Origin of the sequence: Microcoleus sp. S13_C5, from assembly GCF_036700845.1 — a bacterium.
In the GTDB taxonomy this organism is placed as follows: domain Bacteria; phylum Cyanobacteriota; class Cyanobacteriia; order Cyanobacteriales; family Microcoleaceae; genus Microcoleus.
In genome coordinates, this window is the sequence record NZ_JAUBPR010000017.1 from 13,817 (window position 1) to 29,637 (window position 15,821).

Consider the following 15,821-nt stretch of genomic DNA (forward strand, 5'->3'; position numbering starts at 1 on the left):
CTTACTGCTCCTATCGCGAAACTGGCGGTAGCAAAACTTCTGCTTCCTTCTCGATTTTAGCTTCCTCCAAAACAGGCTCTAAAACCGGAGAAGGAATCGGCACTTCTTCAACTACCTGATGCTTTTCCAAAGTCAAACGAGACTGAGACGAACCAGACAATCTTTTCAACAATTTCGGTGTCGGATCGTACAGCAAATAAATAATTCGATCGCCCGCTTGCCAAATCTCCGTCGCCGACACTACTTGCAAGTACCCCTGTCTTTCCAGCAGCAGCGGCGTCAACTCCCCGGCTTTAACCAAAGCTTGCAAGTGAGCAATCTGAAACTGCAATCCCTCACTTTTTAACTCAGTTTCCCCCAATTTTACTTCGCCGTCGCTCAAATATTCGTTCCAATCCTTCAGCGACAAATCCGAGACAAAAGCTTGATTGATTTTACTCTGATTAGCAGGCGTATTTGCTTGCGGATCTTTGGGAAATATTGCCAAAACCCTCGGCGGTGCAAACTCCTCGGCAGCCCGCTGAGCTAACACTAAGTTTACCTCGCCGTTGTTAGTCATTGCCAAAAAAGTTCCCATCGATTCCAGTCCGGCTTCTTCTAACACGCTGTGGTCGAGAGCACTGCTCAAAAACACCCGCAAACCTTCTCGTTCTGCTTGCGCGCAAGCTTCCGGGTCGGTGTCGATAATTGCCACCGATTCTCCGCGTTCTTGAAACAAGCGAGCAATTAATCTGCTTAAAGGATTTGACCCGACAATTGCAGCACCGGTTGCGGATTTTGAGGTGATCCCCAACAGTTGAGCGATCCGTCCGGCCGTTAGTCCCTGGACGAAAACTGTCATAATAATTGTTAGGAAAACTAAGGCTTTAATCGAGTCGCCGCCGTTGATTCCCCGCTGGGTGAGCAAAATTGCAAATAAAGATGCGATCGACGCTGAGACAATTCCCCTAGGCGCTACCCAACAAACAAATAATTTCTGCCGCCAATTCAGTCCGCTGTTCCAAGTACACAGCCAAACGTTGATCGGCCGCACTACCCACATTAAAGCTAAAACTGTAAACAAACTTCCCCAACCGAGGGCGACCACACTAGCGAGGGATAAATCAGCCGCCAGCAGCACGAACAGCATGGAAATAGCCAGGACTGTCAGTTGACCTTTAAACCTCCTCAGCAGCCTTTCTTCCGGCACAGCAGCGGCTCTGAGGACGATGCCGGAGAGGACTGTTGCCATCAGTCCCGATTCGCTGCGGATTTCTTCTGCTAAGCCGAAAAATCCCCACAAACCGGCTAAAACTACTAAGTTTTTGAGGTCTTCTGAGAGAAATTGCGATCGCTTGAGAATGAATCCCAGCAGCCAACCTCCCGCAACTCCGACGACTGCGCCAACGAAGAGTCGGACTATTAAATCTCGGAACAAAACGAGCAAATCAGGATTGCCGTTCAAAATAATATTCAGCACCAATACTGCCAAAATTGCCCCGACAGGATCGATTAAAACGCCTTCTGCTTCTAGCAAGGCGGCAACTTGTTTGTCAACGGATACTTGTTTGAGCAAAGGGCCGATTACCGTCGGGCCTGTGACGACTACTAGAGAAGCATACAAAAATGCGATCGGCCAGGGAAATTCCCCCAACCAGTGTGCGGCCATTCCGCCACCAATTAGTGTAATTAAAGTGCCTACTGTAACTAAATTGCGGATGCTGCCCGAAAGTTTGCCCAAATCTCGCAATTCCAAATTTAAGCCGCCTTCAAACAGAATTAAAGCTACGCAAAGGGATACCATAACTTCTAAACCGCTGCCCAGCAGATTCGGGTGCAGCACTCCCAAGCAGTCTGGGCCGGCTAAAATACCAAACAACAGCAAAAAGACGATCGCCGGAACTTTCAGATAGGCGGCGAGAACTTGAGCGCTGATGCCACAGATGACGGTCATGACCATCAACAGGGTGATGTTAAAGGGGATTTCCATAGATATAATTGTTACAGGCTGCCCGCTTAGTTTTAGCTGTTCGATGGCGGGTAATTGGAGTGCAGGCGCTATTTTCGGCGCAGCTTACAAACTCGGCACGGCCCTGGATTTTTCCCAATAAGATTAAAAAAACTTGATAGTCGCTATAACTTTATCAGATAATTCTCTTGGCGTCAAAGATGGCAGTAAGCTGTAGCTAAGCGAGAGATTGTCTGTTATGTTCGAGATATGTTCGAGAGTCCCATGGGGATGCGGGCACAGAGGAAGAGGATTTGACTAATTTTGATGGGGAGTCAATCTCACATCTCAAATAGCAAGATTTGCCAGCTTTTCCATTATAGAGCCTTTCAACCCCCGATTCATCTGTGGAGTCAATCTCCAATCAAAAAGCTCACATTTCAAATCGATCGCCCTCAGACTCATCTTTAGAGTAGATTTCCCATCTAAAATCTCAAATCGCAAGATTCATCTTTAGACTCAATCTATAATCTATAATCGACTGGCATTCTGCCACCTGCGAAAAAACTCCGATAGAATGGCCGGGGAAATTCGCCCTTCCAGCCAATCTAAAGCCTGGTTTTGGTTGGGTGCGGCCCGATAAAATTTGCACGCATCTATCAGCCGAATCGGAGAATTAGTGACAATAGATTGAGAACGCCATTTTTGTGCAAACTCGGTAATAATAGCCGGAGAAATTTGTTTTTGCAGCCAATCTAAAGCTTGGTCTTGTTGTGCTAAACCGCGATAAAATTTGCCTACATCTATCAATCGCAAATTACTGTCTTGAGGTAAGGTAGTTGCCCGCCATTTTTGAGCAAATTCCCCTAAAACAGAGGTAGAAACTTGACTTTGCAGCCAAATTAAGGCAGTATCTTGGCTAGCCTTAGCTTGATAAGACGAAAATATCTGAGTCAGTCGAACGCCGGATATAGGAGTGGGAGTCGGCTGCGGGGCGGGTGTCGGCGCTGGAGGGGGGACAAATACTTTGGGAGATTTTTGCATCAAAGCGGTCCAGGTTGTGAGGCTTGCAATACCGTCTGGATTGAGACCTTGAGATTTCTGAAACGAGATGAGCGCCGCTGTGGTGGTGGCTCCAAATTTACCATCCATCGCACCTTGATAAAAACCTTTAATTCTTAATTCCCTCTGGATGTCTGCAACTTTATAACTTACGGCGCCTTCTCGGACGCTTTCAAAAATATTGGTGTCTACATTGCCCGAGACGCCTGACACGGTGCCGGTGTCGCTGTACTGCCAAAAAGTCCAAGTTTTCCACCCGCCGGGAACCCAAGGTTCCTCAGCACTGGTATAGTGAGCAATCCACAGCGGGTAATCGGCAAACCGTTTTGTCCCCAGGTTGTCCCAGAAACCGGGGTAAGTGTAGATAATCGGCCGCATCAAGGTGGCTTTTTCGACTGCTTCTAACCAAATTGCGGCTCGATCGCACAGTTGATCCACACTCAAACCGCCTGTAGTTTCCAAATCCAAGACGGCCGGCAAATCCCCTGCTTCGAGTTTTACAGTTTTCAAGAACAAATCTATTTGTCCTTGAACGCTGCTTGCAGGTTGAAAAAAGTGGTAAGCACCGCGTTGAATCCCCGCCGCTTTCATCGCCGCCCAATTGCGGGCGAAAGTTTGGGAAACTAAAGTTGCACCTTCGGTCGATTTGACAAAAGCAAAGACAATACCATCCCGGGCAACTGCTTGCCAATTGACATTGGGCTGGTAGTCGGACACATCTATACCGCGAATGCTCATATTACGAAGAGTTGAGAAAAGCTGGTTTGGTCTGAAGCAGCGACTCGATTAAGGGTACATTAAATTGTAATGCTAAGTCGCTAATTGTTTTTTTTGCAGGGGAGATTGTGCGAATGAACTTCGATCGAATAGAACCCGGCCCTGGTGAAGAGTCTGTTTGGGATTACCCGCGTCCCCCTCGGCTTGAGGAATCGACCAAACACGTACAGATAATTTTTAATGGAGTGACGATCGCAGACACGCGCCGTCCTCAGCGGGTATTGGAGACCAGTCACCCTCCGGTCTACTATATCTGCCCCGATGACATCAAAATGGAATATTTGCACAAAACTTTACGGGGATCTTGGTGCGAGTGGAAGGGACAAGCCGGTTATTACACTGTGACGGTAGAGTCGAAAGAAGTAGTAAATGCTGCTTGGTTTTATCCCAGTCCTAATCAGGTTTTTGCCGCTATTAAAGATTATGTGGCTTTTTATCCGAGCAAGATGGATGCCTGTTATGTGGACGGGGAATTAGTGCAATCTCAACCCGGGGATTTTTACGGCGGCTGGATTACCAAAGATATTGTCGGACCGTTTAAGGGAGGGCCAGGAACTTGGGGGTGGTGAGGGAATGTTGAGTTTTGAGTTTTGAGTTGAGAAGAGAGGCAGAGACTACATTTTTTTACGCAAAACCTCGTTACAGCTTTTACCCCTTTTTAACAACCAGGTTTCTTGAGTTTGTTTGCCCCGTGAATGAGTTAAGGAATGGCGACCAAATCGTTTTTTTACACAGCCAAAATCCACAGTAAAAATTAAGTAATAATTCACTAAATCTCTAAGGTAGTAATGAGGAATCAATGCAATGCAGGCAGGAAATAAAGTCAGGCGTTAGTTTACTCCCTTTATTATATAGTGTAGTAAATACAGCCAATGGCACGAAACAAATACTAAGATAAGTTAATAGTTGAGACGAGCTTTGTTGCTGCTTTATTGTTTATTCGGATCTGCGCTGTGTCTGTTGAATTTCTCCCGCCATCTAACTCACAAGAAAAACTACCAAAAAATCTATCTTTAGAGTCTACTCTTAAGAATTTGGCTGTATTAAATTTTCAAGTTGAAGCTTCATCCCTAGCCAAAGAAGTAGCCCGGTTTTTTCAAGCTCACCCGCTGCTTCCGGGAGTTATCTTGACCGTAAATGGCGAATTTTTAGGGATGATATCGCGCAGGCGATTTATGGAACGCATGAGCCGCCCTTACGGACTAGATACATTTGCTGGCCGACCAATTATGGCTTTGTATCAGATAGCTCAAACTGATATTTTGATTTTACCAGGAGTAGCCTTAATTGTCGTGGCAGCTCAGCGAGCCATGCAGCGGCAGCCCGAACTGCTTTACGAGCCGATTGTGGTGCAGTTAGAACCTCAAGTTTACCGACTGTTAGACGTGCATCAAGTATTGGTAGCTTTATCCGAAATTCACCAACAAGCTACTGGGTATATTAGGCAACTGTATTACAATTTATCGGTAACACAAGCCGAGTTAGAAGCAGCTAATTCTCAATTACAATCAGCTAATTCCGAATTGTATCGCCTTGCGAACTCAGATGGGTTAACTCAGGTGGCGAACCGCCGCTGTTTTAACGAATACTTCGAGAAAAAATGGCAGGAATTGGGACAAGAATCAGCAGAACTATCTTTAATTTTATGCGATATTGACTTTTTTAAACAATACAACGATACTTACGGACATCAAGCGGGAGACGCTTGTTTGCAACAGGTAGCGAAAACTATTGTTGAGGCTGTAAATTACTCGACAGGCGAAGTTTCGGGGGAGACTCTGGTAGCTCGTTACGGAGGCGAAGAATTTGCAGTGATTTTGCCTCGGACTTCACCGGAAATAGGTGTCTCGATTGCAGAGAAAATTCGAGTGTGGATAAAAGAACTAGAAATAGAACACATTAATTCGGAGGTGTGTTCTCTCGTGACGCTGAGTTTGGGAGTAGCGAGTACGGTTCCTCGATGGTCCATTGCACAAAAAAACTTGATTGCAGCGGCAGACCGCGCGCTTTATCATGCTAAAGACCTAGGGCGCGATCGAGTAATTTTAGATTTTAGATTTTAGATTTTAGATTGGAAAAAGTGATCCACGGATTTATCCGTGGGCTTGTTTAGTCGTTTCCATTACAGATTATCTGGTAAGTCGCCGATCGACCTGCCGATGCTAGCCAGCAATTTCTCCAAAGCTTTCATCTGCTTGACGGTGAACGTCGGCACATTCTTCCCCAACTCCCAACGACTGATGGTTTGCGACGAAACGCCAAGCTCTCGCGCCAAATCTTCCTGACTCATCTCCAGTTCTTCCCTGAGCTTCTTCAAATGCGACTCTTCATCTTCAGGTCGCGGAACGGGCTTTTTCGGCATATCCTTGATCGTACATTTTTTATATAAGATGCTTAAGCATCTTGACTAAACAATAAATTGATTAGACAATATGTTTAATAGCCAGCCCCGAACCGTGGAAAGTACAAGGACTGGCTCTAAAACCCCTTTGGAAAGGAGCATGAATCGATTATGCCTTACAAACCGCGTCTGAATTCCTAGGTTATTGTTCGCCGGCTTCCCAATTGACAATAGAAGCGTCGAGCGTCGTGGGTCGGTTTCGCAGTTGGTCGGATTGGGACAAGTATTTAACTTGAATGTTTGCAATACTGCGTATAAAATTTTATCGGGCGATCGTCCCGTGCCTACAAATATTCGCACCAAGCACGTTCTGCCGTCCAGTGTCTGTCTGAAGATTCATAAATCCTCAACCCATCCAACCCGGCATTTTGGATCATCTCCTCAACTTCATCCAGCGTAAATGCTGCTTGCAACGAATCGCTGAATAACTGTTTCTGATGCGCGTTGCAATCTCCCGCATACAGATTGACTAAATTATCCCTGATTTCCGCTTTTTCCGGCCGCAGCAAATCCCGCAAAAAAATTGCTCCCTGCGGCTTCAACATCCGCTTGACTTCCTGCAAAAACGGCAGCGGATCGGGCAAATGGTGGATAATGCTGTTGGAAATCACCATGTCAAAATAACTGTCTGGATACGGCATAGCTTTAGCGTCAATTAATTCGAGACTGATTTGCGATCGCACGCCCGCCTTTTCCACATTTTGGGCCCCGACTTTCAGCATATTTGCCGACAAATCAATGCAAGTCAATTTCCATGCTGGCCGCATTTGAGAAATTGCGATCGGAATTCTCGCCGTACCCGTCCCCGCATCCAAAACGTTTCCAAAAACAGGCCCCAACGCCGCAGCACTCTGAGCAAAAGCAGCATTAACCTCAGCAAAATCCATCGAATCGTATTCGATCGCCTCTTCCAAGGAATCCATCACTTCCGGTTCCAAAACTCGCTGCATAAAATTTATCTCGTTCTCTGGCATTTCCATATAGGGGTTCAGTTTCGCCTGCAAAAGCTCGACTAACTCCGGTTCCATATATTGGTAATTGTCCGGGATTTGCAGGCAAATAACTTTCTTGCCTTCGAGACTTTCGGGAAATTTGCTGCGAAGTCGATCGCCATGCTTCTTCTCCATCACCAATATCCAATCTGCCCAGCCCAGCAAACCCTCAGTTACTCTGATTCTTGCACCTTTTTCCGTTCCAGACGATCGCACGCTGTAGCCGCTAACCTTCTCGCATATCTTCTCCGCAGTCAAACTCCTCCACTTATTCCGGCTGCATACAAACAATATCTTGATTTTATCCATTCACACACAAATACAAAATCCTATGTTAATCGTGGCACGGGCGTCCCGCCTGTGCTTCCGAAGCGGTTAAAAAGCTCGATCGAATTTCCCCCCCATCTCACCTTCCATACCACAAATCATGTATTTTGTCAAAGTGTCCCAAATCTCTGTTACAATTATTAAACCCTCAAATGCGGATTTTGCATAAACAATTGTACTTATTACATTTGCAGAGTTCGTTAATTTGACGATTTTAAAAGCTTTCAGCATCAAAAACTTAAATTAGTCATAATGCCCCTGGATTATGAAAATCGTACTACAAGCCTCAAAGCAAGTAAATAGGTAAAATAATTGAGAATGAAGTCAATAATTTGAGTCGTCTTTAGGCTTTCTTAAGATTTGAGGGGTCAAAATAGATCGAACATTTAAAACTAAATCGACTTTTAGATTGTTTTTGCTTATTAAAGTAGCTGGAATTGCCCCGAAGACCGATCAACCCTCAAAAATAGATACAGATGCTCGATCGCACAATGGCATCCAACCAAACTCGATCGAACTCTGCTAGAATTAGTAAAACGAAGTCGTTATGAGTTTAAGTAAATAGCTATGACCAACGAAACCGTAGAAAACCTAGTAATTATCGGCTCAGGGCCCGCAGGCTATACAGCAGCCATCTACGCCGGGAGGGCAAACCTGAAACCCGTAGTGTTTGAAGGCTACCAAGCCGGAGGCGTCCCCGGCGGTCAATTGATGACCACCACAGAGGTAGAAAACTTCCCCGGCTTTCCCGAAGGCATCACCGGGCCGGAACTCATGGATCGGATGAAAGCTCAAGCAGTGCGCTGGGGTGCCGAATTATACACAGAAGATGTAATTTCGGTGGATTTGACCAAGCGTCCGTTTACAGTGCGATCGGAAGATAGAGAAATTAAAACCCACACGATAGTAATCGCTACAGGCGCGACGGCGAAAAGGCTGGGGCTGCCTAGCGAACACGTATTTTGGAGTCACGGCATTTCTGCCTGTGCCATTTGCGACGGCGCTACCCCAATTTTTAAAGGAGTAGACTTAGCTGTCATCGGCGCGGGCGACACAGCAGCGGAAGAATCTATTTATTTGACAAAATACGGCTCTCACGTACATATGCTGGTGCGGCGCGATCAAATGCGCGCCAGCAAAGCCATGCAAGACCGAGTGTTGAGCAACCCCAAAATTACCGTGCACTGGAACACCGAAGCAGTGGATATTTTGGGCGAAGCGGGCGGCAAAATGGACGGGGTGATAATTAGAAATATCCAGACCGGCGCCGAGAGCGATTTGCTGGTGAAAGGATTGTTTTACGCGATCGGTCACACTCCCAACACTCAACTGTTCCAAGGTCAGTTAGAACTCGACGAAGTAGGCTATATCGTTACCAAACACGGTTCGGTAGAAACCAGCGTTGAGGGAGTTTACGCCGTCGGTGACGTGCAAGACCACGAGTTTCGCCAAGCAATCACCGCAGCCGGCAGCGGTTGTATGGGGGCGATGCTGGCAGAACGGTGGCTGTCGTCCAATGGTTTAGCTCAGGAATTCCATCAAACCGAGGAATCCGAGCAACCCGTCGCAGCGCCGGAAGCTCAAAAAGTACGCAAAACCAGCGAGAACTTTGATATCAAAGACACGCGCCACGAAGGAGGTTATGCTTTGCGGAAGTTGTTCCACGATAGCGATCGACTGATTGTGGTCAAATATGCCTCTCCGAGTTGCGGGCCTTGCCACAGCCTCAAGCCGATTTTGAGCAAAGTAGTAGATGAGTTCGAGGGCAAAATCCACTACGTGGAAATTGACATCGAAGAAGATCCAGAAATTGCTGAAAATGCTGGCGTGATTGGTACGCCGACGATTCAGTATTTCAAAGACAAAGATTTGGTGGCTGAGCTCAAGGGAGTTAAGCCGAAAAGCCAGTACCGCGAGTTAATTGCCAGTAATTTGTAGGAATTCGATCGATTTTAGATTTGAGATTCGCCAATAGAGATTTAACCTAAACTCGACAGGCGTTCCGCCTGCCAAAAAACCGATTTCTCCCCTGCGCGCCAGTCCCGTGCAGGGGAGAAACCGGTTTTTTTTTAGCCCTATCGCGCGAAAAAACCCGGTTTGTCGCGAGTCTTTGGCGAAGGAGAAAGAGGATTTTTGACTGTTCCGGGTTTTTTCGCCTGAGTCCTACTAAAATCGAAAAGTCTTATATAGGTCGATCGTCATTATGGCTCAAAGCCGCCTCCGACTGCCGCGATTTCTCAATAACATTGCCTCACCGTCAAGCCTGTCCATGAAAATGATGTGGGCAGGTTTGACAATAACTGCCGTGTTTGTATTGGTAGCCACCTTGTCTCCAGCTATGCAAGCTTGGGGATGGCTGCAAAATCCTACCGAGGCTTTGATTAACCCTATCCACGAACCGCCGTCGGCGAATTATTGGTTTGGTACAAGCCGCAGCGGCTACGATGTGTTTTCCCGCACGCTGTTTGCTTCTCGGGCCGCTTGGCAAGTGGTGATTTTAGCCACATCTTTGAGTTTGTTTATCGGTGTGCCGCTGGGTCTGGTTAGCGGTTATTTGGGCGGTAAGCTCGATCGAGTGTTGTTATTTTTAATGGATACAATTTATACTTTGCCGGGGCTGCTGCTTTCTTTGACCCTAGCGTTTGTAGTGGGAAAAGGAGTTTTGAATGCTGCGATCGCCCTGAGCATTTCCTACATCCCTCAATACTACCGCGTCGTCAGGAATCACACCGTCAGCGTCAAAACCGAATTGTTTGTCGAAGCCGCCCGAGCAATGGGTGCTGACACTTGGACAGTGCTTTCGCGCTACCTGTTTCTGAATGTGATTCAGAGCGTGCCCGTGCTGTTTGCGCTCAACGCTGCCGATGCAATTTTAACATTAGGAGGTTTGGGATTTCTCGGATTAGGACTTCCCGAAGCAACTCCCGAATGGGGACACGACTTGCGTTTAGCTTTAGATGCGCTACCTACTGGCATTTGGTGGACGGCTTTGTTTCCCGGTTGGGCGATGACTTTAATGGTAGTAGGACTATCTTTGGTGGGGGAAGGATTAAACGAGTTTGTTAACCCTCGCCTGCGGAATCAGTAATCATTTTTCTGTAGCACAATCTCAAAAAACCAAACACCCAGATTCCGGACTTCTTTGAGAAGTCGGGAATCTAACGAAAAAGCGTTTTAGGTTTAATGAAAACGACCTACTTCTCCAAGAAACACCAAGTATAGTTAAGGATGTGAAATCATGAAAAATGTTCCACGGATAGAATATCTAAAAGTCCAAAATTACCGAGCTTTACATAATCTAGAACTTAAAAAAATTACCCCCTTAACTGTCCTCTTGGGGCCTAATGGTAGCGGAAAATCAACTATTTTTGATGTTTTTGCTTTCCTGTCTGAATGTTTCAATGAAAGCCTTAGAAAAGCATGGGATAGAAGGGGCAGATTTCGAGAACTACGCACCAGAGATAGTACAGGCTGCATCATTATTGAATTAAAATATCGAGAGACATACAAATCGCCGTTAATTACCTATCATCTCGCCATAGATGAAGAAAATAATCGTCCTTTCATTGCTGAAGAATCGTTACAGTGGAGGCGAGCCAGCCAAGGTAAACCTTTTCGGTTTTTAGACTTCAAGAAAGGCGAAGGACAAGTCATTAGTGGCGAAAGTCCTGATGAAGAAGGCGAAAGGATTACCGAACAACTGGCATCACCTGAATTATTAGCAGTAAATACATTAGGACAATTTGCCAAACATCCTCGCGTCAGCGCATTAAGACGCTTTATTACAGGTTGGTATTTATCCTATTTAACCGCAGATAATACCCGCAGCCTTCCCGAAGCAGGTGCACAGGAAAGATTGTCCCCCACTGGTGACAATTTACCTAATGTTATCCAATACCTAAAAGAACAACATCCCCAACGGTTAGAAGAAATACTAAAAACCCTTTCTGCTCGTATTCCACGCCTCGAAAAAGTCGAGGCTCTTGTCATGCAGGATGGCAGACTTTTGTTGGAAATTAAAGATGCTCCTTTTTCTCATCCCATTTTGGCAAAATATGCCTCCGATGGTACGTTAAAACTCTTAGCTTATTTGACTGTTTTATTCGATCCAAATCCCCCGCAATTAGTGGGAATAGAAGAACCAGAAAATCATTTGCATCCGCAATTATTACCTCAGCTTGCAGAAGAATGTCGTTCGGCTTCGGTGAATACTCAATTAATGATAACAACCCATTCTCCCTTTTTTGTAGATCGTTTAAAACCAGAAGAATTATGGGTATTATATAGAGATGAAAAAGGTTTTACTCAAGCCAAAAGAACCGCAGATATGCAGGGAATTAAACAATTTATAGAAAACGGTTCCTTACTCGGTTCGCTGTGGATGGAAGATTTTTTTGATGTGGGAAATCCCCTCAAAAATGCGGGTGCACCGCAAGGATTTTAAACTTAAAATTAAGAGGAGGTGAGCATTTTGCATCTTGAGTTTTTAGTGGAAGAAGCATCACTAGAATCAGCTTTAACCCAGATTGTACCCAAAATAGTGCCATCGACTGTTACCTATAAAATTCATGCTTTTCGAGGGAAAACAGATTTACTGGCTAAATTGCCTAACCGTTTGAAAGGTTATCAAGCATGGCTTCCGCCTGATTGGAAAATTGTTATTTTAATAGATGAAGATCGAGAAGATTGTCTCAAATTAAAACAACAACTAGAAATAATGGCAATATCCTCGGGATTAATCACTAAATCTTCCTGTCAAAAAGATAAATCATTCCAAGTCTTAAATCGAATTGTAGTTGAAGAATTAGAAGCGTGGTTTTTCGGCGATGTTGAAGCAATTTGCCAAGCTTATCCTAAAGTCTCTGCCAATTTAGCTAATCAACAACCGTATCGCGACCCCGATGCTATTAAAGGGGGTACATGGGAGGCTTTGGAAAGAGTGCTGAAAAAAGCTGGATATCATCCGGGAGGACTAGAAAAATATAAAGCCTCTAGCGAAATTTCTCAATATATGAATCCTGAATTAAATCGCTCTAAAAGCTTCAAAGTCTTTTATCAAGGTTTATTAGAAATCATCAATAGTAAGCAGGTATAATCAACTTTATAGACAATTTTCGATGTCGTCATTGCTGAGCTAGGAGCCAGGAATGATTTAGAGATCCAACCTAGATCAGCGCTTTCTGATGGCACGCTGTAAATATAACAAAATTTTGAGCATCCCACCAGCGTCCTACCCCTCCACATCTTTAAGCGCATCCTCCCCCTTATGCCTTATCTAAAAATAGCAAGCACATCGCTAACTGGGTAAATTTTTCTTCCCTGGCGGAGTTATCATCTGCAGGCAGTTGCATCAACGTCCGCTGGTGATTTTTTTGCGTCTGCTTGAAATTATCAAGACAATTCGGGAATGCTATCTAAATTTAATTAAAGGGGTTTATGGAATCTTCACACTGTCACGATATATTTAAAGGAATCGTGAAGTTATACTTCCGGGAGATGTCGAATTGTATGGTTTGTGAGAAAGTGCGATCGCGTAAGTGCGAACCGAAAGCCAAAAAATTTAGAGAAGTCCGCAGCCGAGAGTTGCGCGGCGGGTTAACTCTCAGTAGAATTTATCCTGGTGGTTTTTGCCACTGACGCGACAAACTCGTGTCGAACTGCTTAAATAAGAATGTGACGTTAAGAACTTAATGTGATTTAACGTTAAAATTAAACCCAATTTCTGAGATTTGAGCTAACTTAACAATGAAAGCCCCTGTTGCACTACTCAACCCGCAACGCTTCATTTGGGGTCAGAGTCGGTCTCTAATCCAGAGTGGCCGGCTTAAAACTAAAGCTACGAGCTTTATTCAATCGCAGATTGCGTATGATTCAATTCAGGGAAACAGGGTAATGATGGGTGTATCTACACGGATTGTATTGGTTCCAATTTGGGCAAGTCAAAAATTGTCTGCTAACTGTCTGGCCAACTACGCCGCAGCCGTTCACCCAGATATACGCAGAAAACAGCGCCGTTCGAGCGTGCCAAAGTTTTTGCGGGCCGTTCTCAGGATTTAGCAGAGCTGGACATGAGTTAGTATTGTCAAGCTCTGCTGACAGAGTTTTCCTAGTTCTTGACAAACAATGGAAAACAACTTCCATTTTTTGTGAGAAAGGCTACAATCGGAAAGGTCTTGGCAAGATCCGATTCTCCCCCTTTGGTGCTTCAACCCTCTGCTGTTGCATTTGAGGCAGCAGACCGGCATCCAAGGTGGCGAAAATTTGCCGTGCAACTGTCATGTCTGACAACCAGAGTGAAAGCAAGGCATCAAAAGTTCGACACCTCGAATACAAAAGTTAGAGGGTTCCGTGCAGGAAAACTTGTACGGGTAATAGCTCGAAGTACCGAGTAAAAAAGCCAGTATTTTTGGAAGTGCGATCGATCGCACTTCATGGTTTGCCTTCATGGTTTGCTTCTCTGGGCAAGGTATTGCAGATGATGTGGTAACTCGCTCTGAAAGAAAAAGCCGCCAGCTCAATTTAAGGTCGCGATGTTAAAATCTGCGATCAATTGAATGCGCTGTTTGCTTCAAACCCGAACTCGAACTTTGAGTCATAAAACTGGTGCAGTTTCGGTAACAGATTCAGCTAGCAGACCGAAAATCCCACTATTTTTTCCTGCGGGAATGTCAATACTGGCTAACTTGTCTAAACTACAAACAGACACTATTCCACTGTTATTTATTCTTTAATTCAGGAGCATGAGGAAGACGGCATGATCCAGGCTAACACCGTACTCGAAACCACAATTACACCGGAAATGGAAACACTCGAGTTGCTTCGGGGCGCCGAAAGCGTTCTACCTGAGAGCGAGTTGGAACTCTTTATCGACGAAGAAGACGATCGAGAAGAATTCTTAGACGCTCAATCTGAGGACGACTCTAAATCTGGCAAAGGCGCCAAAGCCCGCCGTCGGGCACAGGCAAAGAAAAAGCATTATACTGAAGACTCTATTCGTCTTTACCTGCAAGAAATCGGTCGGATTCGACTGCTGCGAGCTGACGAAGAGATTGAACTAGCGCGCAAGATTGCAGATTTGCTGGAATTAGAGCGAGTTCGAGAACAACTGCTCGAAGAGTATAACCGCGAACCCAAAGACAGCGAATGGGCGAATGCTGTAGATATGGCACTTCCTGCATTCCGTCACCGACTCCACGTCGGCCGTCGGGCAAAGGAAAAAATGGTGCAATCAAACCTGCGTTTGGTCGTGTCGATCGCCAAAAAATACATGAATCGCGGTTTGTCTTTCCAAGATTTGATTCAGGAAGGCTCTTTGGGTCTGATCCGGGCCGCTGAAAAATTCGATCACGAAAAAGGCTACAAGTTTTCTACCTACGCAACTTGGTGGATACGTCAAGCCATTACCCGGGCCATCGCCGACCAATCGCGCACTATCCGCCTGCCGGTTCACCTTTACGAAACCATTTCGCGGATCAAGAAAACTACCAAACTCCTGTCTCAGGAAATGGGTCGCAAGCCTACGGAAGAAGAAATTGCTACCCGCATGGAGATGACGATCGAGAAGTTGCGGTTCATCGCTAAGTCCGCACAGTTGCCCATCTCTCTAGAAACTCCGATCGGCAAAGAGGAAGACTCACGTCTGGGAGATTTTATTGAATCAGACGGGGAAACACCAGAAGATCAAGTCTCCAAAAACTTGCTCAGAGAAGACTTGGAAAGCGTTTTGGATACTCTCAGCCCCCGAGAACGGGATGTACTGCGGCTGCGTTACGGCTTAGATGATGGACGGATGAAGACCTTGGAGGAAATTGGTCAGATCTTTAACGTCACTCGTGAGCGGATTCGCCAAATCGAGGCTAAAGCCCTGCGGAAGTTGCGCCATCCCAACCGCAACAGCATCTTAAAAGAATATATCCGCTAGAGTAATTTGCTAGCATCACCCAAAAGAGTGATTCGCACTCTTTTTTTTGGGGGGGAGACCCCCCGCCCCGGTTTGAGCTATAGCGGTTAAGTTTTGGGCAGCTAACTGCCCGGAGCAAGTGGCTATTTGCTGCCAAAATTGCGCTGCCAAAATTTAGGGAGTCCGTTACGGAACTCCCAAGCTTTGCAGTGTCACAAAAGTCTTAACTAGAAAATTACATCACGCCCCAAAAGTGAAGCAGGCCTTGACCGGAAACCAATTCGATGATGACAGCGGCAGAGAAACCAATCATCGCCAAACGACCGTTCCAATTTTCGGCTCCTTCGCTGAAGCCCCAGTTCCAAGCGTTGCGTTTTTGTTCTTGCATAGTGCGAACTCCTTTCGTTAACTTGTTTAAGGCTTATGTAAATAAAT

Annotated in this window: 15 protein-coding genes; 9 read left to right on the forward strand and 6 right to left on the reverse strand. The window is 45.6% G+C overall.

Translation table 11 applies throughout. The features are described 5' to 3' along the window. Positions 1-10: 10 nt before the first annotated feature. Together QUA04_RS07235 and QUA04_RS07240 are read right to left on the reverse strand one after the other, a co-directional pair. Positions 11-1,969 carry a cation:proton antiporter domain-containing protein gene (locus tag QUA04_RS07235; protein WP_333255223.1) on the reverse strand — a complete coding sequence of 653 codons (1,959 nt, stop codon included), beginning with the start codon at positions 1,967-1,969 and terminating at the stop codon, positions 11-13. Positions 1,970-2,458: 489 nt separating this feature from the next. After that, entirely contained in the window at positions 2,459-3,727 is a 1,269-nt protein-coding gene (locus tag QUA04_RS07240; RefSeq protein WP_333255225.1) for a GH25 family lysozyme, read from the reverse strand. A gap of 113 nt (positions 3,728-3,840) precedes the next feature. Between QUA04_RS07240 and QUA04_RS07245 the strand changes: the two genes are divergently transcribed. Continuing rightward, on the forward strand, positions 3,841-4,335 hold the full coding sequence (locus tag QUA04_RS07245) for a DUF427 domain-containing protein (protein ID WP_333255228.1): 495 nt from the start codon (positions 3,841-3,843) through the stop codon (positions 4,333-4,335). A 384-nt stretch (positions 4,336-4,719) separates the two neighbouring features. Further along, positions 4,720-5,829, forward strand: a complete 1,110-nt coding sequence (locus tag QUA04_RS07250; protein ID WP_333255230.1) for a diguanylate cyclase — start codon at positions 4,720-4,722, stop codon at positions 5,827-5,829. A gap of 59 nt (positions 5,830-5,888) precedes the next feature. Here QUA04_RS07250 and QUA04_RS07255 read toward each other — a convergent pair whose 3' ends face one another. Beyond that, on the reverse strand, positions 5,889-6,128 hold the full coding sequence (locus tag QUA04_RS07255) for a helix-turn-helix transcriptional regulator (protein WP_172186452.1): 240 nt from the start codon (positions 6,126-6,128) through the stop codon (positions 5,889-5,891). Between the two features lie 323 nt (positions 6,129-6,451). Next, entirely contained in the window at positions 6,452-7,468 is a 1,017-nt protein-coding gene (locus QUA04_RS07260; RefSeq protein WP_333255233.1) for a methyltransferase domain-containing protein, read from the reverse strand. A gap of 585 nt (positions 7,469-8,053) precedes the next feature. On the opposite strand from QUA04_RS07260, the gene trxB reads away from it, so the two are divergent. The 6 genes from trxB to QUA04_RS07290 all read left to right on the forward strand — a co-directional run bounded on the left by trxB (position 8,054) and on the right by QUA04_RS07290 (position 13,543). Next, complete coding sequence (trxB, locus tag QUA04_RS07265; protein ID WP_333255235.1) at positions 8,054-9,424, forward strand: thioredoxin-disulfide reductase; 1,371 nt, start codon at positions 8,054-8,056, stop codon at positions 9,422-9,424. Between the two features lie 265 nt (positions 9,425-9,689). Further along, on the forward strand, positions 9,690-10,574 hold the full coding sequence (locus QUA04_RS07270; RefSeq protein WP_333255237.1) for an ABC transporter permease: 885 nt from the start codon (positions 9,690-9,692) through the stop codon (positions 10,572-10,574). A gap of 150 nt (positions 10,575-10,724) precedes the next feature. After that, complete coding sequence (locus tag QUA04_RS07275; RefSeq protein ID WP_333255240.1) at positions 10,725-11,930, forward strand: AAA family ATPase; 1,206 nt, start codon at positions 10,725-10,727, stop codon at positions 11,928-11,930. A gap of 18 nt (positions 11,931-11,948) precedes the next feature. Further along, positions 11,949-12,581, forward strand: a complete 633-nt coding sequence (locus QUA04_RS07280) for a DUF4276 family protein (protein WP_333255242.1) — start codon at positions 11,949-11,951, stop codon at positions 12,579-12,581. A gap of 341 nt (positions 12,582-12,922) precedes the next feature. Next, positions 12,923-13,123, forward strand: coding sequence for a hypothetical protein (locus tag QUA04_RS07285; RefSeq protein WP_333255244.1), 201 nt, complete (start codon positions 12,923-12,925; stop codon positions 13,121-13,123). A 255-nt stretch (positions 13,124-13,378) separates the two neighbouring features. Beyond that, on the forward strand, positions 13,379-13,543 hold the full coding sequence (locus QUA04_RS07290) for a hypothetical protein (RefSeq protein WP_333255246.1): 165 nt from the start codon (positions 13,379-13,381) through the stop codon (positions 13,541-13,543). A gap of 218 nt (positions 13,544-13,761) precedes the next feature. On the opposite strand, the gene QUA04_RS07295 is transcribed toward QUA04_RS07290, so the two are convergent. Further along, on the reverse strand, positions 13,762-13,932 hold the full coding sequence (locus QUA04_RS07295; RefSeq protein ID WP_333255248.1) for a hypothetical protein: 171 nt from the start codon (positions 13,930-13,932) through the stop codon (positions 13,762-13,764). A gap of 308 nt (positions 13,933-14,240) precedes the next feature. Here QUA04_RS07295 and rpoD point away from each other — a divergent pair, with 308 nt between their 5' ends. Further along, positions 14,241-15,407, forward strand: a complete 1,167-nt coding sequence (rpoD, locus tag QUA04_RS07300; RefSeq protein WP_333255250.1) for an RNA polymerase sigma factor RpoD — start codon at positions 14,241-14,243, stop codon at positions 15,405-15,407. A gap of 214 nt (positions 15,408-15,621) precedes the next feature. Here the strand turns inward: rpoD and QUA04_RS07305 are convergent, their stop codons facing one another. Next, complete coding sequence (locus tag QUA04_RS07305; protein ID WP_015179166.1) at positions 15,622-15,774, reverse strand: high light inducible protein; 153 nt, start codon at positions 15,772-15,774, stop codon at positions 15,622-15,624. Positions 15,775-15,821 lie beyond the last annotated feature (47 nt).